Genomic DNA, 23,692 nt, shown 5'->3' with positions numbered 1-23,692 from the left:
CCGGGGCCACCCGGCACTGGCGGGGTGGCGTGCCGGCCGGCGGGGACCTAGCTGCCTGCCAGCCGGCCGTCCTCGAGCGCCACGACACGGTGGGCCGCCGTCCGTGCGTAATCCAGGTCATGCGTGACCAGTACGACGGCGGCGCCCTCCGCCGCAGCGGACCGCACCGCCGCGTCCAGGACGGCCAGGCCATCCGCGTCCAGCGCCACGGTGGGTTCGTCAAGGGCCAGCACCGCCGGCCGGCGGGCCAGGACGGTGGCCAGGGCGAGCAACCGCTGCCGGGACCCGGGGAGCTCGGCCGGGTGGAGATGCGCCGCCGCCAACAGGCCAACGGCCTCCAGCGCGGCGCGGGCGCGCCGGTCCGCTTCCGCGGCCGGGAAAAGCCGCTCCAGGCCGAATCTGACCTCGCGCAGGGCGGACCGTTCGAACAGCTGGTGGCGCGGATGCTGGAACAGGAATCCCACGGACGCCGCCACCTCCCCTACGGGTTTGCCGGTAATGCCGCGCCCCTGCACCAGGACGGTGCCCCGGTCCGGCTGCAGCAGCCCGTTGGCATGGCGCAGCAGCGTGGATTTTCCGGCGCCGTTGGCGCCCGTGACAGCCACGATTTCGCCCGGCCGCACCGTCAGGTCAACGCCGTCAAGGACAGGACGTGCCGGACTTTTGGTGCGCGCGCCGGGATAGCTGAACGCCACGGCCCGGAATTCCAGCGCGGCTGCGGACGGCTTCCCGGATTCCGCATGATGGGCAGCGGGGACTGCACGGGGCGCAGAGCCGGGCCTGCCAAACAGCGGCCTGCGGACCGCGGCGGGCAGCAACGCCTCCCCCTGCAGGAATTCATCCCGGTGCCCGCGCGCGGCGGCCGTGCCCGCCGACAGGACAACCCAGTCGGGGGCGGCCAGGACCAGTTCGTCCACCGCCTGGCTGAGGATCACGACGGCGGTGCCCGCCGCTGACAGGTCCCCTACCAGCCGCACCAGTTCTGCAAGGCCCTCGCTGTCCAGCGAGGCGGCCGGCTCGTCCAGCACCAGCACGGGCGGTCCGCTGATCACTGCGCAGCCGATGGCCAGGCGGCGGAGTTGTCCGCCGGAGAGGGTGGCAGGGTCCTGTTCCAGGAGGGCATCCAGGCCCACCAGCGCCGCCGTGCGGTCCACGGCCGCGGCCATTGCTGCCCGCTCCACGCCGGCGTTCTCGAGCCCGAAGGCCAGTTCCTCCGCCACGGTGGCGCGGACGGTGGACACGGCCGCGGCGGCGTCCTGCGGAACGAAGCCCACCAGCCGGCCCCACGCGGCGGGGTCGATCCGCGGGTCTTCGGGGCCGCCGTCGAATTCCAGCACGGTGCCTGCCGCGGCCAGGTGGCCGTGCAACGTGCCGTGGCTGCCGGGGCTGAGCCAGCCGGCAAGGAGCCGGCCCAGGGTGGATTTGCCGCTGCCGGAGGCCCCGATGATCGCCGTGCAGGAGCCTGGCGCAAAGGAAACGTCCACCCCGTTCAGCGCGGGCGTGCCCTCCCCATGGAAGGCAAAGGACCGGATCCCGGCGGCAAGGGCCGGGACGGGAGTGGCATGCATGCTAGCCTCCAGCCGCGGTAGTCCAGAGCCGGGCGGCCACGGCGGCCGCCGCCGCCAGAACCAGGCCGGCGCGCAGGATTCGCTGCCCGTTGGAGTCCGGCACTTCCCGGTAGCTGGTGCGCGGGCCGGTGCTGCTGAAGCCGCGGGCGTCCAGGGCTGCGGCGCGGACGCCGGCTTCCTCGATGAGCGACAGAACCAGTGGTACCGCCTGCAGCCGGAACGCCGGCACCCGGTGCAGCAGCCCCCGGCGGATCACCAGGCCCCGGGCCTCCTGGGCCTGCCGGATCACTGCGGTCCTGGCCGTAATGGCCGGCAGCAGTGTCAGCGTGGAGGCCAGGACAAAAGCAACCCGGCCCCGGACGCCCCGGGCGGACAGGGCAGCCACAAGGTCCGGCATTTTGACGGTGAAGGAAAACAACAGCAGGCACACCACGACGGCGCCCAGCAGGGCAGTCCGCTCCAGCGCGAAGGCCAGGCCCTCGGCGGTGATGAGCACAGGTCCCCAGTGCGCCAAAACGGTACGTCCTTGCGGGAAAAAGAGCCCGTGCACCATCAGCAGCGACACCGCCAGCGGCAGCAGGACGGCTGCCGCCGCGGGAAGGACCCGGCGCGCTGTCCCGCCCCGCAGGGCAAGGGCAGCGCAGCCGGCGGTCACGGCCAGTGAGAGCGGCAGGCTCGCCGCCGCCGTCGTAATGGCCGCGGTGCTGCCGGCCGCTGCCAGTGAGGTCAGCGGGTGAAGGCGCATGCAGGTGGCCTAGGCGTCCTGTCCGGGCACCTTGCCGGCCAGCACGCGGTGGCGGCGCACGAACGGGAACTGCAGGCGGGCCCGGCGTGGCAGCGCGTATGCCAGGACTGCCACGACGGTGAACACGATCGCCTTGTCCATCGGGTCCGAAATCAGGGCCTGCTTGGTGATGGCGGTCAGCAGCGAATCGCCCATGGCGCGGAAGGCACTGACGATGGCACCGGTGGCAACGCCGGAGGTGCCGCCGAATACGAAGGCGGCTACCGGGGCCGAGACCACGCCGGCCAGGATGCCGGTGACGAAGCCGGCCACGGGGGCCAGGTAGAAGCGGCGGAAGAGTCCGTAGCGGGCGGCCAGCCCGGCCAGGCAGCCGATCAGCGCGGCGCCGGCGGCGAAGGGCAGGACCGTGGGGTTGAAGAAGGACCAGACGATGCTGCTGAGCACACCCGTGGCAGCACCGGCGGCGGGGCCGGCGAGGACCGCGATGAGCACGGTGCCTATCGCGTCGAGGTAGAACGGCACCAGGGTGCTGCCCACGAACTGGCCCAGCACGATGTTCAGGACCAGCGCAACCGGGATCAGCACCAGCGTGGAGGTGGGCAGGGTGGGCAGGACGGCGATGATCAGCAGGACGGCCCCGGCCAGGAAACCGGAGAGCGCAATCAGCGCCGAGGCGCTGCCGGGGCCCCCTGTGATATCTGCCGGCTGGTTCAGGACGAGGTAGATGTAGGTGCCGGCGATGGCCACGGCGCCGAGGATCTCGAGCAGGCGGCGCCGGCGGGCGGCGGCGGGTGCCGGGGACGGCAACGTCAGGGAGGGCGATGACATGCGGTTTCCTTTGGGTGCAGGCGCGGGAGGCCCGGAGGTTCCGGGCCCTGGGGAACGCCGCCTATGTCACCTCGGCAGCGGCGGCCGGGCAGCAGTGCCTGGCCGGACCGCCCCCATTCTACCGCCGGCTCCGGCCGCCGCTCAGCCGCGTTCCCGCGCCAGGCGGCCGACCGTTGACACCAGTTCAGCGAAGGCCTGGCGGGGATTGTTGCCCGTTACGATCCGGGCGTTCGGCGGGATTCCCCACAGGCCGCGGAAGTCAGCCACCGTGGTGCCGGCCAGGAGCGGCGAATCCGCCTCCACATCCACCGTCGCGGGCCGGGCAGAATACTCCAGGGTGCCGGCTGCCACACCCGCAGCGAAGAAGTCGTGGACATGGGCCAGGTATCCCTGGTCGTAGAGCCGGTGGAACTCGAAGTAAAACCGAAGGGCGTCCGACAGGTGGCGGATAACCATGTTGTCCGAGGTGCTGCGCTGCCCTTCGGGTTGCTCCGGCAGGACCAGCTCAGGTACCGAGGCGCCCGCGGCTTCGGCCAGCAGCCGGAGGTGTTCCGGGCGAAGTTCCATGCGCTCCGTGGTGTCCAGGGAGCAGACGACGGGCAGCCTGTCCACGGGCCGGCCGCGGTACGCGGCGTAGACTTCCTTGGCCGCGTGCGGGTCCACGTGGGTGTTCCATTCCGCTGTGGGCGTGGTGTTGCCCTGGTAGTAGAAGGATCCGCCCATGATGACCACCCCCGCGAGCAGTTCCGGCAGGTCCGGCTCCTGCCGCAGGGCCAGGGCGAAGTTGGTCATCGGCGCGGTGATGAGCGCCGTCAGCTCCCCCGGGCGCGCCCGGGCCTTTTCAATCCAAAGGTCGACGGCGTTTCGCGGCGAGAGCCTTCCCTGCGGTTCCGGCAGGACGGCATGGCCGATGCCCTGCGGCCCATGGGTTTCGGGGGTGGTGAGCAACGGGATGGACAGGGGGGCGCGGGCCCCGATGGCCACCTCCACGTCCGGCCGCCCGCAAAGCTCCAGCAGGGCAAGGGTGTTGCGGGCCACCTGGTCCGCGTCCACGTTGCCGGGCGAGGCCGTGACGGCGGCGAATTCGGTGTCCGGCAGCGCGGCCAGGTACACCAAGGCCAGGGCATCATCGATGCCCGTGTCCACGTCCAGCAGGAAGGCGGCCACCGGGCTAGAAGGGGGCCACTTTGGGAACGGCCGGGAAGATCGTGTCCAGTTCCGCGAGGTCCTCCGCCGACGGTGTCCACCCTGCGGCGGCCGCGTTCTCCCGTACCTGCCCGGGGCTCGTGGCGCCGGCGATGACGCTGGCCACGGACGGCCGGGCCGCGAGCCAGGCGAAGGCCACCTGCACCTCGGTCAGCCCTCGTTCCCGTGCGAACAGGCTGAACCTGCCAAGCTGGTCCCAGTCGGCGTCTTCCACCATGTGGGTCCGGGTGTGGCTGAGGCGGGATCCCTCCGGAGCCCGGCCCGGAGCGTATTTCCCGGTCAGCAGCCCGTTGGCCAGCGGGAAGTACGGCAACACCCCGAGGCCGAATTCCTCCGCGGCCGGTGTGACCTCCAGTTCGGCGCGCCGGTCCAGGAGGTTGTAGTGGTTCTGCGTGGAGATGAAGCGGGTGGTGCCGAGTTCGCGGGCAACGTATTCGGCCTGCGCGATCTGCCAGCCGGCCCGGTTGGAGTGGCCGATGTAGCGGACCTTGCCGCTGCGGACCAGGCCGTCCAGGGCTGCGAGGGTCTCGTCGATGGGCGTGAGCGGATCCGGCGTATGGAACTGGTAAAGGTCGATCCAGTCTGTCGCCAGCCTGCGGAGGGAGGACTCCACGGCCTGGATGATGTACCGCCGCGAACCCCGCGCGCCGTAGTCGGCGCCGTTGGCCCCCTTCATGTCCATGCCGAACTTGGTGGCCAGCACCGCTTCGGCCCGGCGTCCGCCCAGGGCCCTGCCCAGCATCGTTTCGCTCAGGCCAGGCTCGCGGCCGTAGGTGTCAGCGACGTCGAAAAGTGTAATGCCGGCGTCCAGGGCTGCGTGGACCACCGCATCAGTGCCGGCCTGGGATTCGGTGGCCGTGTTGGCACGGCCCAGGTTGTTGCAGCCCAGGCCCACCGCGGAAACAGTAAGTCCGGATTTGCCGACGCGTCGGTACGAGGTCACGGAACCCTCCTAAAGGCTGAAGCTGTTTGCCGGTTTGGCCGAGTGCTTGAGCTTGAACCGGTCCGGCTGCCCGAACGGTGCGGCGCCGATGCTGAGCTTGGTGAAATCCAGGTCCTCGCCGCGGATGCACACCTTGATGGCGTTCACGGCCTTGTTCACTTCCGGAGACAGGCAAAAGATGTTCAGCTTGTAGTCCGTGAATTCCGAACGTTCCACGGTGCCCAGGCCACGCCAGGCCAGGTGGCTGATAAGCGCATCGGTGGCCTTTTCCTGGAGGTAGCGGTCGCGGTCCGTGCCCTCCCGGGTCTTCAGGGCGAACTGGGCAACCACCCAGGACTGCTCCTCGTCCGGGATCTCGGCATAGCCGTCCTCCGCGCACTGTGCCGCGAATGCGTCCAGCAGGCCCTCCGCGGCGCCGGAATCGGGCACGTCGGTCTCTTCGGTCTTGCTCTGGTGGCCCACCACGCCATAGTTCATCACGAACTGGCTGTAGTCCTCATCGAACCAGGCCTCCCGGAAGTGGAGGACACCTTCGTCGTCGCGCCGGTAAACCCTGATGATGCCGCTCATGTGCGTCCTTTGGTAAACCATTCGGCGTCACTGCCGTCGAACGGTGCGTGTTGTGCCTTGACGGCGTGTAAAAGCTGGTCTGCTGCGGCCTCGAGCTGTCCGGCCAGCGCCTGCGGGTAATCCATGGCCACCCGGTGCTCGGCGAATTCGTCCTCATCGTCGATGAAGACGCCGCGGTCCGCAGTGCGCACCACGTCAAGGTCCATGTCGATCACGTGGAATTCCGTGACGTCCCGCCGGATGGGGTGCCATTCGTGGGCGACTGCAAGGTCGATGTAGACGCGGACTCCGCCGGGGTGGGCGTCATCGTAGAACGTCGCCACCCATTGGCCCTCGCGCGGGATCAGCAGCACGGCATCTGACCGCGTGTAGAACGCGGCACCCGGTCGGGAACAGAACTCGTTGGTGCCCTGGAAGATCCACCAGCCGTGCCGGTCCTCCCCCAGGTAGCGGCCCGGTACCACCCAGTGCGCCTTGCCGTTCCACTTGCGGTTCCGTGCCACCACCAGCTGGCCGGGCCGCAGGCCCTCCGGAACCCGCGTGGCGCCGGGGTGCCCGGGGCCGGCGGGCTCGCCCAGCACCCCGGGGTATTTGAGTTCCGCCTCGCCCCTCACAGGATGGGAAGGCTGCCGGTGGTGGGGTGCTGCTGGCCGGGCAGGGGACGCGCAAAGGGGACCTTTGTTCCCAAAACCTGTGCAACGACGTCGTGCGTAATCTGCTGTGCGGTGACGCCGACGCGCTCCAGGACCTGGCTGCGCGTGCCGTGGTCCAGGAACTCGACGGGGAGGCCCACCTCGTTCAGGGCGGTGTCCACCCCGGCGGCACGCATTTCCTGCCGGATGCGCGACCCCACTCCACCGGCACGCACGCCGTCCTCAATGCAGACCACCAGGCGGTGGTGCGAGGCCAGCGCCACGATGGAACGCCGCACGGGCAGGACCCAGCGGGGGTCGACGACGGTGGTGCTGATGCCCTGAGCGCCCAGCCGGTTGGAGACATCCAGCGCCAGCTCGGACATGGCGCCCACGCTGACGATCAGGACGTCGTTGTCGGTGGAGCCGGCGGGACGGCGGGCCAGCACGTCCACGCCGTCGCTGAGCCGCTCGAGCGCTTCGACTTCTGCGCCGACCGATCCTTTGGAGAAGCGGACCACGGTGGGGGCGTCGTTGATGGCCATCGCCTCGCGGAGCTCTTCCCGAAGCCGGCTGGCGTCACGGGGCGCGGCGAGGTGCAGGCCGGGCACGATCTGGACCATGGCCATGTCCCACATGCCGTGGTGGCTGGCCCCGTCCGGTCCTGTGACGCCGGCCCGGTCCAGGACGATGGTCACGCCGGCCTTGTGCAGCGCGACGTCCATGAGCAGCTGGTCGAAGGCCCGGTTCAGGAAGGTGGCGTAGACGGCCACCACGGGGTGCAGTCCGCCAAATGCCATGCCGGCAGCTGAGGTGAGGGCATGCTGTTCGGCGATGCCGACGTCGATCACCCGGTCCGGGTGGCGGGCGGCGAACTTGTGCAGGCCCACCGGGATGAGCATGGCACCGGTGATGCCGACGACGTCTTCGCGCTCATCTGCGATGTCCGCGATTTCGTCTGCGAAGACGGACGTCCAGGACTGGGCGCCGCCGCTGCCCGTGGGTTCCCCGGTTTCGGGGTCGATGATGCCGACGGCATGGAACTGGTCAGCCTCATGGGCGCGGGCCGGAGCGTAGCCGTGGCCCTTCTCGGTCATCGCGTGCACGATGACCGGACCGTTGTAGTTCCGGGCCGTGGACAGGGCATGCTCCATGGCCTGGAGGTTGTGCCCGTCCACGGGGCCAATGTACTTCATGCCGAGGTCCTCGAACATGCCCTGGGGAGCCCACCAGTCCTTGATGCCCTTCTTCATGGCATGCAGGCTGCGGTAGGTGAACTGGCCGACGGGGCCGCCGTTCTGGAGTTTCTTCTTCCACCAGTCCAGGGCCACCTCGTACGCCGGAGCGGCACGGAACGAATCAATGGTGGGGCGCAGCGACGCGAGGTAGTCGGCGAAGCCGCCCACGGTGGGAGCGTAGGAGCGGCCGTTGTCATTGACCACGATCACTACGCGGCGCTTCTTGTCCGCCGCGATGTTGTTGATCGCTTCCCAGGCCATGCCGCCGGTGAGGGCGCCGTCGCCCACAACTGCCACCACGTGCCGGTCGCCCTGGCCGGTGAGCTGGCGGGCGCGGGAGATGCCGTCTGCCCAGGAGAGAGAGGAGGAGGCGTGCGAGCTTTCCACGATGTCGTGCTCCGACTCGGCGCGCGAGGGGTAGCCCGAAAGGCCGCCTTCCTGGCGGAGGGTGCTGAAATCCTGGCGTCCGGTCAGCAGTTTGTGCACATAGGACTGGTGCCCGGTATCAAAGACGATGCTGTCCCGCGGGGAGTCGAATATGCGGTGCACGGCCAGCGTCAGTTCCACCACGCCCAGGTTGGGTCCGAGGTGCCCGCCCGTCTGGGAGACGTTCGTGATCAGGAACTCCCTGATCTCCGAAGCCAGCTGCGACAGCTGTTCTTCGGTCAACTCGTTCAGGTCCTGCGGATTCCGGATGGTGTCCAAGATTCCCAATGACCCCTCCTTCGGGTGGTAGACGTGCCGTTTAACTCTAACGCGTTGGTCTGGGTGCAAAGCCGAAGCCCCGGCTGGTCACTGACCGGCCGGGGCTTCGGTGAAATGGTGCCTGCTGGCAGGACCCGCTAGTTGGCGGAGATCTGCCGGAGCACGTACTGCAGGATGCCGCCGTTGCGGTAGTAGTCCGCTTCACCCGGGGTGTCGATGCGCAGGACGGCGTCGAACGAGGTGGCGGAACCGTCTTCGGCGGTTGCCGTGACCTTGAGCGTCTTCGGGGTGGTGCCTTCGTTCAGGGCGGTGACGCCCTCAACGGAGAACGTCTCCGTGCCGCTCAGGCCGAGGCTGGCTGCGGACTCGCCGGCCGGGAACTGCAGCGGCAGGACGCCCATGCCGATGAGGTTGGAGCGGTGGATGCGCTCGTAGCTCTCGGCGATGACGGCCTTGACGCCCAGGAGCGCGGTGCCCTTGGCGGCCCAGTCACGGGACGATCCGGAACCGTACTCCTTGCCGGCCAGGACCACCAGCGGGGTGCCGGCTGCCTGGTAGTTTTGCGCGGCGTCGTAGACGAACGCCTGCGGGCCGCCTTCCTGGGTGAAGTCGCGGGTGTAGCCACCTTCGACGCCGTCCAGGATCTGGTTCTTAATGCGGATGTTCGCGAACGTTCCGCGGATCATCACCTCGTGGTTGCCGCGGCGGGAACCGTAGGAGTTGAAGTCCTTGCGCTCCACACCGTTGGCCAGCAGGTACTGCCCGGCGGGGGTGTCGGACTTGAACGAACCGGCCGGGGAGATGTGGTCGGTGGTGACAGAATCGCCGAGCTTCAGCAGGACGCGGGCACCGGTAATGTCCTTGACCGGTTCGGGCTGCGCCTGCATGCCCTCGAAGTACGGGGGCTTCCGGACGTAGGTGGAGTTCGGATCCCAGGCGAAGGTGTCACCGGCAGGGGTGTCCAGCGCCTTCCAGCGCTCGTCACCCTCGAAAACGCCCTCGTAACCCCTGGTGAACATGTCCTTGTCGATCGAGGAGTCGATGACCTGCTGGACCTCAACCGGGTTGGGCCAGATGTCCTTCAGGAAGACGTCGTTGCCGGCCTCGTCCTTACCGAGCGCATCGGTCTCGAAGTCGAAGTCCATGGATCCGGCCAGGGCGTAGGCGATGACCAGCGGCGGGGAGGCCAGGTAGTTCATCTTGATGTCCGGGTTGATGCGGCCTTCGAAGTTGCGGTTGCCCGAGAGGACGGCCGAAACGGCAAGGTCGTTGGCCTGGATGGCCTCGGAGATCTCGGCTTCCAGCGGCCCGGAGTTGCCGATGCAGGTGGCGCAGCCGTAGCCCACGATGTAGAAGCCCAGCTTCTCCAGGTAGGGGGTCAGGCCGGACTTCTCGTAGTAGTCGGTGACAACCTTCGAGCCCGGGGCGACGGAAGTTTTGACCCACGGCTTGGCGGTCAGGCCCTTCTCGACGGCGTTGCGGGCCAGCACTGCGGCGGCCAGCATGACAGAGGGGTTGGACGTGTTGGTGCAGGACGTGATGGAGGCGATGGTTACCGCTCCGTGGTCCAGCTCGAACTCGCGCCCGTCCGCCATCTTGACCGGCACGGGCTTGGAGATGCGTCCCGCGCCGCCGTGCGCTGCCGAATACTTCGGCGGTTCACGGTCGGTGTCGGAGATATGGGTGGCTCCGGCGGTGAAGGACGGTGCATCGGAAGCGGGGAACGATTCCTCAAGTGACTCGTCCAGGGTGCCGGCGTCCGCTTCGTGGGAAACGTAGTTCTTGAGGTCGTGGCGGAACTCGTCCTTGGCCTCGGTCAGTTCGATGCGGTCCTGCGGGCGCTTGGGGCCGGCGATGGACGGAACAACCGTGGACAGGTCCAGCTCGAGGTACTCGGAGAACTTGATGTCGCGGGAAGGATCGTGCCAGAGGCCCTGTTCCTTGGCGTAGGCCTCGACGAGGGCGACGTTCTGCTCGGACCGGCCGGTGAGGCGCAGGTAGTCCAGGGTGACGTCGTCGATCGGGAACATGGCAGCGGTGGAACCGAATTCCGGGCTCATGTTGCCGATGGTGGCGCGGTTGGCCAGCGGCACAGCGGCGACGCCTTCGCCGTAGAACTCCACGAACTTGCCCACCACACCGTGCTTGCGCAGCATTTCGGTGATGGTCAGCACTACGTCGGTTGCGGTGGCGCCTGCGGGGATGCTGCCGCTGAGCTTGAAGCCCACGACGCGCGGGATCAGCATGGAGACGGGCTGGCCGAGCATGGCCGCCTCGGCTTCGATGCCGCCGACGCCCCAGCCGAGCACGCCCAGGCCGTTGACCATGGTGGTGTGCGAGTCGGTGCCCACGCAGGTGTCGGGGTAGGCGCGGAGGGCGCCGTCCACTTCACGCGTCATGACGGTGCGGGCCAGGTATTCGATGTTGACCTGGTGGACGATGCCGGTTCCCGGGGGAACCACCTTGAAGTCGTCGAACGCGGTCTGTCCCCAGCGCAGGAACTGGTAGCGCTCCCCGTTGCGCTGGTATTCGATCTCCATGTTGCGCTCCAGTGCGCCGGAGTTGCCGAAGGCGTCGATCTGGACCGAGTGGTCGATAACCATCTCGGCCGGTGCCAGCGGGTTGACCCGCTTGGGGTCGCCGCCCAGTTCCTTGACCGCTTCACGCATGGTCGCCAGGTCCACCACGCAGGGAACGCCGGTGAAGTCCTGCATGATCACGCGGGCCGGCGTGAACTGGATTTCTGTATCGGGCTGGGCGTTGGGATCCCAGCCTGCCAAGGCGCGGACGTGATCGGCAGTGATGTTCGCGCCGTCCTCGGTCCTCAACAGGTTTTCAAGCAATACCTTGAGGCTGAACGGAAGGTTTTCTGCACCTTCAACGGAGTTCAACCGGAAAATTTCGTATTCGGTTCCGGCTACATTAAGTTTGCCTTTTGAACCGAAGCTGTCCACAGTGCTCATCGCAGGACTCCTCTCGCAACAGTTTCATCTTTGTCGCGCGGTTGACCGCCTGCTAGTTAGGACGCCCTAATTAGTTCGGGCCCGAAAATTGCACACGGCCGGCCGTGATTACGGGCGCGACGTGGGACTACTAGGGCCATCGTAGTCGAAAACCATCCCGGCATCATGGCGCCGGAGTCAGCAGCGCCACGGTCTCCAGGTGGTGGGTGTGCGGGTACAGGTCAAAGGCGCGCAGTCCACGCAGCTCCCAGCCCGCCTGCCGGAAGTATCCGACGTCCCGGGCAAATGAGGCCGGGTCGCAGGACACGTAGGCGATGGCCCGCGGCTGCGAGGCCACCAGCTGCCCCACCACGGCCTTGCCCGCTCCCGCCCGGGGCGGATCCAGGACGAGGGCGTCAAAGTTCCGCGGTTTCTGGCGGAGGACCCGCTCCACGCGGCCCTGGACGATATCCACCTGGGGTGCGGCGTGGAGGTTTTTCCGCGCGTCGCGGCTGGTTCCGGGTGACCCTTCAACGGAAAGGACGGAGCCGGTTTCCCCTACTGCGTCCGCCAGCACGGCGGTGAACAGCCCGGCGCCGGCGTAGAGGTCCGCCACCACCGAGCCGGGGTGCAGGAAGCCGCCGCTGCCGAGGAAATCTGTGACCGCACCCACAAGTGTCCCGGGCGCGTCGCGGTGGATCTGCCAGAACCCTGCGCCGGTGACCCGGTAGTCGTGTCCTGCCGCGGATTCCTGCACCCATGTGCGGCCCCTGACCTGGCGCACCTCCTCGGTGGCTGGATCGAACGTTGCCACGGACACGTCCTGCGGAAGGGACGCGGCGACGGCGCTGAGCCGCTTGCCCCTGGTGCCTTGGGCAGGTGCCAGCAGGACCAGCGGCCGGCTCCCGTTGGCGGGCGCCGCCACCTCGACCCGTTCGATGCCCTGCAGGTCTACGTCCCACAGCCGCAGCGCGTTGATGGCACTGCCGGCCAGCGGCATCTCCCGCACGGGAACTATGTGGTCGGAGCGGTGGGCATGCATGCCAAGCCGCCCGGACGGGGTCACCGAGAAGCTGGCGCGCGTGCGCCACCCGAGTCCGGCGCCGGCGTCGGACATCCCTTCCTCCCGGTGTGCCCCTCCCACGGCCTCCACGGCGATCCCGCCGTCGGCGGAAAGGTCCGCGCCGGATGGCAGGCGGTCCACGCCGGCCAGCCGCCGCAGCTGCTCGGCCAGCACCTCGGCTTTCAGGCGCCGCTGCCGGGGCAGGGCGATATGGCCGAATTCGGCGCCGCCTACCGGCGGATGCCCGTGGGACCAGGCGCGCCCGGAGTCCGCGGGATGCCAGAAGTGCTCCACGCGGTCCGGCGAGCCCTCCAGGACTTCCACGACGTCGGCGCGCCAGAATTTGGCGTTCTCCGCGGCGTCCGTGAACCGGACTCTGGCCTTTTCGCCCGGGATGCCGTGCCGGACGAACACCACCCGGCCGCCCTCGCGGGCGACGCAGTGCCCGCCGTGGGCCACGGGCCCGATGTCCAGGATGGCTTCACGGTGTTCCCGGGCGGGAGATTCCGGCCGGGCGCCGGCGGGCTGTGGGCTGTGGGAGGTCATTGCACGTCCTGCATGTTCTTGGCTTCTTCGGATGATTTGAGCTGCCAGGGAACGCTGGCCACCATGACGCCGGGTTCAAAGTGCAGCCGGGTCTTGATGCGCAGTGCAGTCTGGTTGTGGACCAGCTGCTCCCACCACTTGCCCACGACATACTCGGGGATATAGACCACGATCAGGTCGCGGGGCGAATCGCGCCGCATCTGTTTGATGTACTCCATGATGGGCGTCACCGTTTCCCGGTACGGGCTGGCGAGTACCGTCAGAGGCACGGGAATCTCCAGCTTTTCCCAGTCAGCCACGGTGCCGGCTGTTTCCTCCGCATCAATGTCCACCGTGATTGCGTCCAGCCTTGAGGGCCGCGAGGCGCGGGCGTAAGCGAGGGCGCGCAGCACAGGCTTGCGCACGTGCGAGACGAGCAGCACCGCATGCACCCGGGTAGGCAGGGCCCGCGGGGAGGAATCCTCGTCCACGGCCAGTTCCTTGGCCACGTTGTCATAGTGCGCCCGGATGCTCCACATCACCAGGAACAGGCCCAGCATGACGATCAGCGCAATCCACGCGCCCTGCTCGAACTTGGTGACAACGACGATCACCAGGACCAGCGCAGTCATGCCGAAGCCCACGCTGTTAATCGCCCGCGACTTTGCCATGCGCAGCCGGGCGGCCTTGTCCCGGGCCAGCTTGAGCTCCCTGCCCCAGTGCCGGATCATGCCCAGCTGGCTGGCTGTGAAGGAAATGAAGACTCCCACGATGTACAGCTGGATGAGCTTGGTGACGTCGGCGTTGAACACCAGGATCAGGAGCAGCGCTCCGGCGGCAAGGGCAAGCACGCCGTTGCTGAAAGCCAGGCGGTCGCCGCGGGTGCGGAGCTGGCGGGGCAGGTAGCCGTCCTGGGCCAGGATGGAGGCCAGGACCGGGAAACCGTTGAAGGCAGTATTGGATGCGAAAACCAGGATGAGGCCGGTGGCGGCAACCACCAGGTAGAACGGGAGGGACCCCGCGCCGAAAATGGTCTGCGCGATCTGGCTGATGGCCGGATTCTGGATATACCCCTCGGGCAGGGGTTTGCCGTCCAGCAGGAACTCCGTGGCAGGATCCAGGACGATGTGGACCTTGGTGGCGTTGGCCAGGTAGATGACACCGGCGAACATGGCGGCGCTCAGCAGTCCCAGCAGCAGCAGGGTGGTGGCGGCGTTCCTGCTCTTGGGCGGACGGAAGTTGGGCACCCCGTTGCTGATCGCTTCCACTCCCGTCAGCGCCGCGGCGCCCGACGAAAAGGCGCGCAGAAGCAGGAAGGCCCCCGCCAGGCCCACCAGCCCCTCGTCAAAGCCTGGGGCGGGAACAATGGTGAAGGCGGCGGACGGCGCCTCCCCCAGCGTGCCGGTGGAGGCCTGGAAAAGCCCTACCGCCGTCATGCCCAGGATGGCCACCATGAAGATGTAGGACGGGGCCGCGAAGAGCGTGCCGGCTTCCTTGACGCCGCGCAGGTTTACCAGCGCCAGGCCCGCCACGCCGGCTGCCGCCACGAGAGCCTGCTGGCCGTGGAGCGCCGGAATTGCGGTTGTCACGTAGGAGGCGGCCGAGGCCATGGATACCGCCACTGTCATGACGTAGTCCACCAGCAGCGCGGACGCCACCGTCAGGCCGGCGTACCTGCCCAGGTTCTCGTTGGCAATCTGGTAATCGCCTCCCCCGGAGGGGTAGGCGTGGACGTTTTGGCGGTAGGAGGCCACCACCGTGAGCAGCACCACCATGACGGCCAGGCCCACCCAGGGCGAGAAAGCGACAGCGCTGACGCCGGAGAGTGCCAGGGTCAGGAGGATTTCATCCGGGGCGTAGGCTACGGAGGACCAGGCGTCGGAGGAGAACACCGGGAGTGCGATCCGCTTGGGCAGCAACGTGTGGGTCAGGCGGTCATTCCTGAACGGCCTGCCCACCAGCACCCGCTTGGCGGCATTGAATATTGTCAGCACCCCACAAAGCTAGTCTGATTCCCGGGGGATGTCATGACGGCCCGCCCCGGGCGCGATGAGGGGACGGGCCGGTAGAGTTTCGTGCTGCAGCACGTTGTCGGTGATGAAGAGGAGAAACGGTGGCGCACTTCGTGATCATGGGATGCGGCCGGGTGGGTGCAACCCTGGCGCACACGCTCGAAGATGCCGGCCATTCCGTGGCCATCATCGACCAGGACGACCGGGCCTTCCGCCGGCTCCGGCAGGGCTTCACGGGCCGCAAGGTGACCGGCGTGGGCTTCGACCGCGATACTCTGCGGCAGGCCGGCGTTGACGAGGCCTACGCCTTCGCCGCCGTTTCCAGCGGCGACAACTCGAACATCCTGGCCACCAGGGTGGCGCGCGAAACCTTCCACGTCCCGCACGTGGTGGCCCGGATCTATGATCCCGGCCGGGCCGAAATCTACCAGCGGCTGGGCATTCCCACGGTCGCGGCAGTCCGCTGGAGCGCAGACCAGGTCCTGCGCCGGATCCTGCCCGAACAGCACCTGGCCGGCGACTTCCGCGAACCGTCCGGCCGGCTGGTCCTGGCCGAACTGGACCTGGACGCCGCCTGGGTGGGGCACCGGATCAGCAGCATCGAGGCGGCCGCGGGTATCCGGGTGGCGTATCTGACCCGTTTTGGCGAGGGCATGCTGCCGGACGCCGGAACCGCCTACCAGGACGGCGACACCGTCCATGCCATGCTGCATGTGGACCGCAGCGCCCAGGTTGCCCAGGTCCTGGCCAAAGCACCCGCCAAGGAGTTCCAGTGAAAGTCGTGATTGTTGGCGCCGGCAGCGTCGGCTCGTCCATCGCCAGGGAACTGCTGGCCCACCGCCACGAGATCCTGCTGATCGACCAAAAACCGGAGGTCATCGGCCGCAGCGGGCTGCGCGGCGCACACTGGCTGGTTGGTGATGCCTGCGAACTGAGCACCCTGCAGGGCGCCAAGGTCGAGGAAGCGGACGTAGTGGTTTCCGCCACCGGTGACGACAAGGTCAACCTGGTGGTCTCGCTGCTGGCCAAGACGGAGTTCGGCGTGGGCAGGACCGTGGGGCGGGTGAACAACCCCAAGAATGACTGGATGTTCAACGACTCCTGGGGTGTCGACGTCGCAGTCAACACGCCGCAGCTCATGACCGCACTGGTGGAGGAGGCCGTCGAGATCGGCGACCTTGTCCGCCTCCTCACTTTGCAAACCGGCGTGTCATCGCTGGTGGAGTTCACCGTCCCGCACGATTCGCACGTGATCGGCAAGACGGTAGGCGACATCCGCTGGCCGGAGGATTCCACCCTGGTGGCCATCCTCCGCGACCATGCGCCCATCACCCCCAGCCGGGACGACGTCATCGACGGCGGCGACGAGCTGTTCTTCGTGACCACCATCGCTGCGGAAGACGAGCTGCGGGCGCTGTTGTCAGCGGAACCGGCTGAAGCCGCAGCTCCCGGCACGGCGGTTCAGGCGGCGCCGCAGCAGGCCCTGGAGGATGACGGTTTCGACGGTTAGGCGGCGGCAGGTGCCGGCTTGGTGACCAGCCAGGCCACCCACACGCCCAGGATGTACAGCGGCGCGCCCATGATGAGCCGCGTCGTGGCCAGGGCGGTGAGTCCGTCCGGGCCCATCAGGTAAAGCGGCACCTGCACAGCGAGCCGCAGCGCCAGGACGGCAACGATGATCCAGGTGCCCAGCCGGTAGGCCTTGAGCCGCGCCGGGTCCTTCCGCCAGTCGAGGCCTTCGTTCCGGATGAAGCCGAAAAGCAGCCCTGCGACCGGCCACTTGGCCAGGATCGAAATGACCATCGCCACGATGTAGCCGGCGTTCGTAAAGAAGCCGGGCAGGTAGAAGTCCTCGGCCTTGCCCGTGGTGTTGGCCAGCCACGCCGAAATTCCCACGCCCAGCACACCGGCCAGGGCCTGGGTCAGGGGTCGCCGCTGGATGAGGCGCACCACGGTGAACACCGCGGCGCCTGCCAGGGCCGCCACCAGTGAGGGGGTCAGCTCCCGGGTGACCGTGAAGACCACCAGGAACACCAGGCCAGGCAGGATGCTCTCGGCGATGCCCTGGACACCGCCGGCGCTGCGCAGCACATCCACGCGGCCATCGTGGGTGCGGTGCAGGCCGGCCTTGGCTGCGTAGCCTGCGGCAATGTCCGCCATGGGAGTCCCTTCCTGCTGGTCACCGGCGCCCGTGTGGTTGCCTCCCGATGCGGCATTGCGGCGTTCGCCGGGCGTCGGCCCGGGCTGGGACGGTGTCATTCATTCTCCTGGCGGGACAGTATTTCGTAGCGCGGATTGAACATGGTGGGCAGGCCGCGGCTGTGGGAGAGCATGCCCTCGAGCCGCAGTTCCGTGCCGGGCCCGATCCCGGCGACCCGGCGGCGGCCCAGCCACACGACCCGAAGCCGGCCGTGCTCCCCGCCCGGCCGGGCTGGCCTGCCGGTCCTGCCGGCTGCGGTGTCCGTCACGATGGCGGTGAACGCCGGGGCTTCCCCCGACGGAACGTACGTCACCGACTCGATCCGGCCGCGGCACAGCACCCGGCCCTTGGCCGGCAGCCGGTTCGGGGACAGGCAGCCGGCGTCGCCGTCCGGCGGCGCGGCTCCCCGTCCGGTGTCCATCGGGTCAGCCAATCTGTGTGGTTTCCGGACCGCGCTCGGGCTCCTGCAGGGAAGGAGCGGCGGCCGGAGGTGTTGCGGTTGCGTCCTTGGGAAGCCGAAGCTGCAGCAGGTCACGCGGCGGCATGGGGTTGTCGCCCCGGACTACCACCACTTGGCGGAACAGCGCCTCGAGCGGTTCCGCAGCGGGGCGTTCCAGTGCAGCGGCACCGCCCAGGACACCGCGGAGGAACCAGCGGGGGCCGTCTACGCCGACGAAGCGGGCCACGCGGTAGCCCTGGCTGCCGTCGGCGGCCGCTGCGGGCAGCCTGGCGATGAGCTCGGTGCCGAATGGCCCCTCGATTTCTTCGACCTGTCCGCCCTGCGCGCCGACGGACTGGCCGATCTGGCCACGGATCTCATCCCAGAGCCCCTCGGTCTTGGGCGCGGCGAAGGCCTGCAGCTGGAGGCTGGAGCCATTGAGGTCAAGGGTCACGGCCACCACGCGCTGGGTTGCTTCCTCGACTTCGAGGCGCAGCTGCAGGCCTTCGGAGGGTGCAACCAGCAGTGCGCCCAGGTCCACGTAGCCATCCCGGCCCGTCACCTCGGACTCGTCGAACGGGCCGCCGGCCCGCCGGTGGTCGCCTTCGGCCGCCGTGTCCGAAAGCTCCGCGGCAGTCAGGGACTCCTCCGGCTCAGTGACCTGTTCCTTCTTGGTTTTCCTGCCGAGCCCAAAGACCATGGGGCTGTCTCCTTAGTGTGAGGTGCGCGGGCCCGCCCGTGGCGGGTGCCGCCGTCGTGCGTTGCTGCCGCCGTAACGAAAACCGGGATAGTCAGGTCCCGGGCTGGATGAATCCGCCCGTGGAGCCGAATCCGCCGGTGCCGCGCACCGATCCGCTTAATTCATCCACGGGAACAAACTGTGCGTACTCCACGCGCTGAATGACCATTTGGGCAATTCTATCGCCGCGGCGGAGTTCTATGGCCTGCGAGGCGTCCGTGTTAAGGAGGGTGACCGCGATTTCGCCGCGGTATCCGGCATCCACTGTTCCCGGGGCGTTGACGATGGTGAGGCCGTGCTTGGTGGCCAGGCCGGAGCGGGGGTGGATGAGCGCCACGTAGCCAAAAGGAAGGGCGATCGAAACACCCGTGGGGACCATCCTGCGCTCCCCCGGCTGGAGGACGACGTCCTCGCGGGCGCGGAGGTCGGCTCCGGCGTCACCGGGATGCGCATAGGAGGGCGCTTCCAACCCGGGATCCAGCATTTTCAGCCCGACCTGAAGGGTAGGCGCCCATGCTTCGTCTCCGGCGGGGGTTGCGTTGATAACGGTGCCTGGTGCGGCGGAAAGGTCAGTCACAGTCACTCACTCTAACCCGCGCCCCTGCGCCTGACCTAGGCGCGGGGGCGGCCATCGGATCGGTCAGGCGGGAGCCGGGATGAAATAGCGGGCCAAAGATGAAAAGCTGTCCCCATGCCCGAATCCAGCCCTGCCGCGCCCGTTCCCAGCACTCCGCCAGCCGGCACCCGGGTGATCTACCGGGAGAAGCTGTGGCCCGGCGTGTGGATCTGGATCATCGCGGCCGGCATCTCCGGGGCAGGGATCCTGGTGTTTGCCCCCATCAGCATGGCGGCAGGCTTTACCGCCGCCGGAGTGCTGTTCGCCATCATCAGCGTGCTCCTGCTGACGTCCACACCCGCCATCGAGGTCACCGGGGACACGCTGACGGTAGGGCGGGCCACCATCGAACGCCGCTTCGTAGGCGAGGCGGAGGCCTTCCGTGGTTCCGAAGCAACAGCCGAACGCGGGACCCGGCTCAACGGGCTTGCCTACCTCTGCATCCGTGGCTGGATCGATCCGGTGGTCAGGATCCGGATCACGGACCCCGCCGACCGCACGCCCTACTGGCTCACGTCCACGCGGCACCCTGAGCGGCTGACCGCCGCACTCTCGCGCCGCTAGCACCTCCCCGCCCGGACTGCCGCTAATTCGCGGCGCGCCCTGTACCTTGAGCCAATTCCCGGCGCGAGGGTGGCAGAGTTTCGATTGATAGTAATGCCAGGGTGGAGGATTTGCATGCAGGATCTACGGCTTGTAGGCGTACACGACGACGGGACGCACCTCCTGTTGAGCGGTGCCGGCGGCGAGATGTTCCAGCTGCCGATCGACGAAGCACTCCGGGCGGCGAGCCGCGCTCCTGCCAGGAAGGCGGCCGAGCGGCCGTCCGTCCCGATGTCTCCGCGTGACATCCAGGCCCGGATCCGGGCCGGTGCCACGGCAGCGGACGTTGCGGAACTTTCCGGGCTGCCGCTGTCCAAGGTGGAACGCTACGAGGGGCCGGTGCTGGCCGAACGGGAGTACGTGGCCCAGCAGGCCCGCAAGGTCGAGGTGGCGGCTCCCGCTCCCGGACATGATGCCTACCGTGCGGCGTTCGGCGACAGCCCCGCCACGCTGGCCGACATGGTGGGGCACCGCCTTTCCGCCCACGGCATCGACCCCTCCGGCGTGGAGTGGGACTCCTGGCGCCGCCAGGACGGAACCTGGACCGTGTCCGCCAGCTTCGAAGCCGGCACCGGCACCGCCGGAATCGGCGAAGAGCCGCCGGCCCTGTGGACCTTCATCCCTTCCCGTAAATCCCTGCAGAATGCCAACCGCTGGGCGCAGCAGCTGAGCGAGCTGGAGCCGCTGGACGGACCGCTTCCGGCCCGCCGGCTGTCCGCCGTCTCGGACCGGCCCTTCGATTTCGAGACGGACGCAGACGCCGCCCGTCCTGCCCGAGGCCCGCACCCTGTCCCCGCAGCCGGGGAGGAGCCGGCAGCCGGAGCGGAACCGGATGAGCTGCTGGATATGCTGCGCTCACGCCGCGGCCAACGGCTGGGTGTCGACGAAGATTCGGACGACGCCCTGGCGCTCCTCCTGACCCACGGGGTTCCCGCCGCCCACCCGCGGCCCTCCGAAGTGGTGGCTGAGGAAGAAGAGGAAGAGGAGCCGGACCTTCCGGAAGAACCGGAAGAAGTTCCGGCGGGCCGCGGCGAATCCTTCATTCGCCGCCGCGACGCGCGGCCGTCCATGCTGTCCCGGTTGAGCCTCATCCCGCCGCTGCGCGACACGGCGGAGGACGACGGGCTGGACGATTCGCTGCGGCTGCACGACGGCGTCAGCACCGCCACGCGCGAGATCACCATCGTGGCGTCCCCCCAAAAGGGTTCCCCGGGAGGCACGGGCCGCAGTTCCGGCGGCGCGGGGCTGGATGAGCTGCTCGGCGGCAGCCAGCGCAGGCCGGCTCCACGAAACGACGACGATTCCTCCGGCGCACCGTCCCCGCTTGACCCTGAGGTGCCGGAGCGGCAGCCGGCCCGGCCCAAGCGGTCCAGCGTCCCGTCCTGGGACGAGATCGTCTTCGGTACCCGCAGCGACTAGGCCTGCTTTCGCCTTAAAGCGCGCCGGAGCCCCGCCACAGGCACGCGTCGACGTCGAATGGCAGCAACTGGTCCTGCCCGGCCATGAGCGTGGCGCCGTGCGCGGTCACGCGGCGCATGTAATGCCGGCGGCACAGCGTTTCGTATCCCACCACCGGAACGTGCTCCGCGGCTGTCCGCGCCGCGGGGCCGTCCATGTCCACATCGCCCACCACCACCTGGGCTCCTTCGGTGACCATGACGCCGTCGACCGTCCTGGCGTTGTGCGTGGCCCGGCGGCCGCACCAGCACAGCGCCTCCACCTGGAGCACCTGCACCCGGTCCGCCAGTTCGACGAGCCTCTGGGAGCCGGGAAACAGCCGGGTGCGGAAATCGGCAGTGATCCCGAACGCGAAGACATCAACGTCGATTTCGTCCACCACCTTGGCCAGCTGTTCAATCTGCGCCGGCGAGTAGAACTGCGCCTCGTCGCAGATGAGGTAGTCCACCCGCTGTCCCTGGGTGCGGCGGCGCATGACCTCATCCCAGAAATCGGTGCCGTCCAGGACCTCCACCGCGTCCGTCTGCAGGCCCAGCCGGCTGGAAATCCGTGATTCGCCTGCGCGGTCGTTGCGGGTGAACCGCACGCCGCCGCGCCCGCGGGCACGGTGGTTGTGGTCCATCTGCAGTGCCAGCGTGGACTTGCCGCAGTCCATCGTTCCAGAGAAGAAAACCAGTTCAGCCACGCCGCGCAGTCCTGCCCGGGACCTGGAAACAGAGCAGGGGGACCTCGCGTTCAGCCTTGGTCAGCGAGCCGTGCTGGCCCACCACTTCCATGGCGGCGGGCCGGACGCGTCGGGTGTCGTAGAAGGCCAACGCGTCCCGGGCCGCCACCAGGACGTCGCCGATCCTGCCGGCGGCTTCCGGACGCACTGGTCCAAAGAGGCCCGCGGCCAGGGCATCGGCCCGGGTGAACGCCCAGATCCGGTCTCTGAAGCGGGCACGCCATGCCTCCGCGAGGCGGGCGGCCGCGCCCGGGCGGGCGCCCGGTTCCAGGTAGAGGTGCACCATGCGCGGCTCCCCTGCCGTGTGCCGGACGCCTTCGATCAGGGCGGGGTCGGTGGAGTAGTCCAGCCGCTGCTGCTCCGGCACGTCCAGCATCCCGTGATCCGCGGTGAGGAGGACCGTGGTACCGGCGGGCAGGGTGGCGTGGAGCCGCTTGAGGGTGGCATCAAGCTCCTCCAGCTGGTGTTCCCACTGGGCGGACTGACAGCCGTAGCGGTGCCCCGCCTTGTCCAGCTCGTTCACGTAGAAGTACATCAGTGATGGACCCGGAGCCGCCATCGTTTCGGCGGCGGCTGCTGTCCTGGCATGGGCGGTGGTCCCTGGCACGAAGGCGCCCCCGCGCAGGACGGCGCGGGTCATGGGAGAGTCCCCGAACTGGGGAAGGCTGACCGTGGTAACGGCCACGTGTTCAGCGGCCCGTTCCAGGACGGTGGGAAACGGCTGCCAGTCCAAGGGGTCCACGCCGGGGTCCCAGTTGCCCAGGAGGTTGACCACCTTGTCCTGGGCCGGGTCAAGGACGTCATAGCCCACCATGCCGTGCTGCCCGGGGGGAAGCCCGGTGCCCAGGCTGGCCAGCGCCGCCGCCGTAGTGGTGGGAAAGGCCGAATCGAGCCAGACGGGAACCTCCCCCTGGCCGCCCTGCATGATGGAGCGCAGGAACGGGGTATGGGCGGTCTTTTGCTTTAGGAGGTTCCGCCCCAGCCCGTCCGCCACCACAACGCACACCCGGGCGGCGGCGGGCAGGCCCAGGACGTTGGCGAACCCGGGCACGCCCACGCTGGCGGCGGAGCTGGAGAGAACCTCGGCGACCGAGCGCCGTCCGTAGGCGGGGGCGGGAGGCAGGGCCGGAGTATGGTTTTTCGCCGCAGCAGTGGCGCCGCCGGCAACGTGTTGGTCTGCGGGCATCTCAGCGCTGCTGGTGGCCGCGGCTCAGGCGGTTGCCGAATACTCCGGCGCGGGGCCGCGGCGGCAGGGACTGCGGCCGCGGTGCCGGTGCGGCCGACCCGGTGTTGACTGCACGGAGGGCCCGGGCAAACAGCTTGGCGTCCTGGACAGCCTGCAGGCCGTCCGCTTCGGCGCTGATCCGCAGGACGATGTCCTCCTGGCTGATGGTGCCGCTGTAGCCGTGGTCCGCCTCGCACTGCGGGTCGCCGCAGGTGGCAGGGCCCATGTCCAGGCGCTGCCCGCCCGACCATGCGATGGAAAGGGTCATCTCCCGCACGGGATCGGACGGCTTGTAGTCCTGGGGCTGGGCGTACATGTAGCTCAGGACAACGGAGCGGATCTGCGCCACCGGCACCGATTCGGTGGAGATCTGGGCGACGATCTGCTCGCCTGCCTCGTCGAGCTGCTGGTCGTCCACGTGCGTGATCACCAGCATGTCGGCGGTAAGGACCAGGACGGTGATGTGGCGGCGCACCTCGGCGCGGTCGAAGTGTGTTTCCAGGTGGACCAGGTGAGCCACGCAGTCCCGGCCGTCCAGCGCATCATCCACGACGTCGGCCACCAGGCGCGGGTAGAAGCCTGCCTTCTGGAGGGCGCCGTCCAGGCTTTGGCCCTGTTCACTGTGGCTGTGTGAGCTGTGGTGGCGGACTGCCTGGTTTTCGTGGCCGGGCGTTTGCGGCGCCGATGCTGGAGGCTGGGAGCTCATTCCCC

At 68.6% G+C, this 23,692-nt stretch carries 22 protein-coding genes; 4 read left to right on the top strand and 18 right to left on the bottom strand.

Translation table 11 applies throughout. The annotated features are described in order from the left end of the window. Window positions 1–47 precede the first annotated feature (47 nt). From ACIQCM_RS00225 to ACIQCM_RS00175, 11 genes are all read right to left on the bottom strand, one after another. Window positions 48–1,568, bottom strand: coding sequence for an ABC transporter ATP-binding protein (locus ACIQCM_RS00225; RefSeq protein ID WP_400604154.1), 1,521 nt, complete (start codon window positions 1,566–1,568; stop codon window positions 48–50). 1 nt (window position 1,569) lies between these two features. Continuing rightward, a complete protein-coding gene (locus ACIQCM_RS00220; RefSeq protein WP_400604156.1) occupies window positions 1,570–2,313 on the bottom strand; it encodes an energy-coupling factor transporter transmembrane component T in 744 nt (247 codons plus the stop codon). A 9-nt stretch (window positions 2,314–2,322) separates the two neighbouring features. Beyond that, window positions 2,323–3,141 (bottom strand): ECF transporter S component, encoded by an 819-nt coding sequence (locus ACIQCM_RS00215; protein WP_400604158.1) that lies wholly within the window; start codon window positions 3,139–3,141, stop codon window positions 2,323–2,325. A gap of 141 nt (window positions 3,142–3,282) precedes the next feature. Then, entirely contained in the window at window positions 3,283–4,308 is a 1,026-nt protein-coding gene (locus ACIQCM_RS00210) for a nucleoside hydrolase (protein WP_400604159.1), read from the bottom strand. Window positions 4,309–4,312: 4 nt separating this feature from the next. Then, the gene (locus ACIQCM_RS00205; protein WP_400604160.1) at window positions 4,313–5,290 is read right to left on the bottom strand and encodes an aldo/keto reductase; all 978 of its coding nucleotides are present in this window, start codon (window positions 5,288–5,290) and stop codon (window positions 4,313–4,315) included. 9 nt (window positions 5,291–5,299) lie between these two features. Next, window positions 5,300–5,860 carry a hypothetical protein gene (locus tag ACIQCM_RS00200; protein WP_400604162.1) on the bottom strand — a complete coding sequence of 187 codons (561 nt, stop codon included), beginning with the start codon at window positions 5,858–5,860 and terminating at the stop codon, window positions 5,300–5,302. Continuing rightward, window positions 5,857–6,474, bottom strand: a complete 618-nt coding sequence (locus ACIQCM_RS00195; RefSeq protein WP_400604164.1) for a DUF402 domain-containing protein — start codon at window positions 6,472–6,474, stop codon at window positions 5,857–5,859. The genes ACIQCM_RS00200 and ACIQCM_RS00195 overlap by 4 nt, the downstream gene beginning before the upstream one ends. After that, window positions 6,471–8,444: a 1-deoxy-D-xylulose-5-phosphate synthase gene (gene dxs / locus ACIQCM_RS00190; protein ID WP_400604166.1), complete on the bottom strand. Its 1,974-nt coding sequence runs from the start codon at window positions 8,442–8,444 to the stop codon at window positions 6,471–6,473. Before dxs ends, ACIQCM_RS00195 begins: the two co-directional genes overlap by 4 nt. Window positions 8,445–8,572: 128 nt before the next feature. Beyond that, the gene (locus tag ACIQCM_RS00185) at window positions 8,573–11,398 is read right to left on the bottom strand and encodes an aconitate hydratase (protein WP_400604168.1); all 2,826 of its coding nucleotides are present in this window, start codon (window positions 11,396–11,398) and stop codon (window positions 8,573–8,575) included. Window positions 11,399–11,561: 163 nt separating this feature from the next. Further along, window positions 11,562–12,986: a class I SAM-dependent RNA methyltransferase gene (locus tag ACIQCM_RS00180; RefSeq protein WP_400604170.1), complete on the bottom strand. Its 1,425-nt coding sequence runs from the start codon at window positions 12,984–12,986 to the stop codon at window positions 11,562–11,564. Next, entirely contained in the window at window positions 12,983–14,959 is a 1,977-nt protein-coding gene (locus ACIQCM_RS00175) for an APC family permease (protein WP_400604171.1), read from the bottom strand. The genes ACIQCM_RS00180 and ACIQCM_RS00175 overlap by 4 nt, the downstream gene beginning before the upstream one ends. Before the next feature lie 119 nt (window positions 14,960–15,078). Between ACIQCM_RS00175 and ACIQCM_RS00170 the strand changes: the two genes are divergently transcribed. Together ACIQCM_RS00170 and ACIQCM_RS00165 are read left to right on the top strand one after the other, a co-directional pair. Further along, window positions 15,079–15,753: a potassium channel family protein gene (locus ACIQCM_RS00170; protein WP_400604173.1), complete on the top strand. Its 675-nt coding sequence runs from the start codon at window positions 15,079–15,081 to the stop codon at window positions 15,751–15,753. Beyond that, complete coding sequence (locus tag ACIQCM_RS00165; protein ID WP_400604175.1) at window positions 15,750–16,487, top strand: potassium channel family protein; 738 nt, start codon at window positions 15,750–15,752, stop codon at window positions 16,485–16,487. Before ACIQCM_RS00170 ends, ACIQCM_RS00165 begins: the two co-directional genes overlap by 4 nt. Here the strand turns inward: ACIQCM_RS00165 and ACIQCM_RS00160 are convergent. The 4 genes from ACIQCM_RS00160 to dut form a co-directional block, all read right to left on the bottom strand. Next, a complete protein-coding gene (locus ACIQCM_RS00160) occupies window positions 16,484–17,137 on the bottom strand; it encodes a DUF3159 domain-containing protein (RefSeq protein WP_400604313.1) in 654 nt (217 codons plus the stop codon). The genes ACIQCM_RS00165 and ACIQCM_RS00160 overlap by 4 nt on opposite strands. Window positions 17,138–17,232: 95 nt before the next feature. Further along, entirely contained in the window at window positions 17,233–17,598 is a 366-nt protein-coding gene (locus ACIQCM_RS00155; RefSeq protein ID WP_400604176.1) for a hypothetical protein, read from the bottom strand. Between the two features lie 4 nt (window positions 17,599–17,602). Next, window positions 17,603–18,316: a DUF3710 domain-containing protein gene (locus ACIQCM_RS00150; RefSeq protein WP_400604178.1), complete on the bottom strand. Its 714-nt coding sequence runs from the start codon at window positions 18,314–18,316 to the stop codon at window positions 17,603–17,605. Window positions 18,317–18,407: 91 nt separating this feature from the next. Continuing rightward, complete coding sequence (dut, locus tag ACIQCM_RS00145) at window positions 18,408–18,932, bottom strand: dUTP diphosphatase (protein ID WP_400604180.1); 525 nt, start codon at window positions 18,930–18,932, stop codon at window positions 18,408–18,410. 114 nt (window positions 18,933–19,046) lie between these two features. Between dut and ACIQCM_RS00140 the strand changes: the two genes are divergently transcribed. Both ACIQCM_RS00140 and sepH read left to right on the top strand, forming a co-directional pair. Further along, complete coding sequence (locus tag ACIQCM_RS00140; protein WP_400604182.1) at window positions 19,047–19,535, top strand: DUF3093 domain-containing protein; 489 nt, start codon at window positions 19,047–19,049, stop codon at window positions 19,533–19,535. 114 nt (window positions 19,536–19,649) lie between these two features. Beyond that, complete coding sequence (gene sepH, locus ACIQCM_RS00135) at window positions 19,650–20,993, top strand: septation protein SepH (RefSeq protein ID WP_400604183.1); 1,344 nt, start codon at window positions 19,650–19,652, stop codon at window positions 20,991–20,993. A 13-nt stretch (window positions 20,994–21,006) separates the two neighbouring features. Here the strand turns inward: sepH and ACIQCM_RS00130 are convergent, their stop codons facing one another. The 3 genes from ACIQCM_RS00130 to ACIQCM_RS00120 are packed head-to-tail and all read right to left on the bottom strand — an operon-like array spanning window position 21,007 to window position 23,687. Then, window positions 21,007–21,717 carry a thymidine kinase gene (locus ACIQCM_RS00130; protein ID WP_400604185.1) on the bottom strand — a complete coding sequence of 237 codons (711 nt, stop codon included), beginning with the start codon at window positions 21,715–21,717 and terminating at the stop codon, window positions 21,007–21,009. Beyond that, window positions 21,710–22,942 (bottom strand): alkaline phosphatase family protein, encoded by a 1,233-nt coding sequence (locus ACIQCM_RS00125; RefSeq protein ID WP_400604187.1) that lies wholly within the window; start codon window positions 22,940–22,942, stop codon window positions 21,710–21,712. The genes ACIQCM_RS00130 and ACIQCM_RS00125 overlap by 8 nt, the downstream gene beginning before the upstream one ends. 1 nt (window position 22,943) lies before the next feature. Further along, on the bottom strand, window positions 22,944–23,687 hold the full coding sequence (locus tag ACIQCM_RS00120; RefSeq protein ID WP_400604188.1) for a DUF5998 family protein: 744 nt from the start codon (window positions 23,685–23,687) through the stop codon (window positions 22,944–22,946). Between the last annotated feature and the right edge of the window lie 5 nt (window positions 23,688–23,692).

The sequence above is a fragment of the Pseudarthrobacter sp. NPDC092439 genome (assembly GCF_044754945.1).
Classification (GTDB): domain Bacteria; phylum Actinomycetota; class Actinomycetes; order Actinomycetales; family Micrococcaceae; genus Arthrobacter.
The sequence above is the reverse complement of the archived record's forward strand: the minus strand, read 5'-3'. Positions and strand labels throughout refer to the sequence as shown.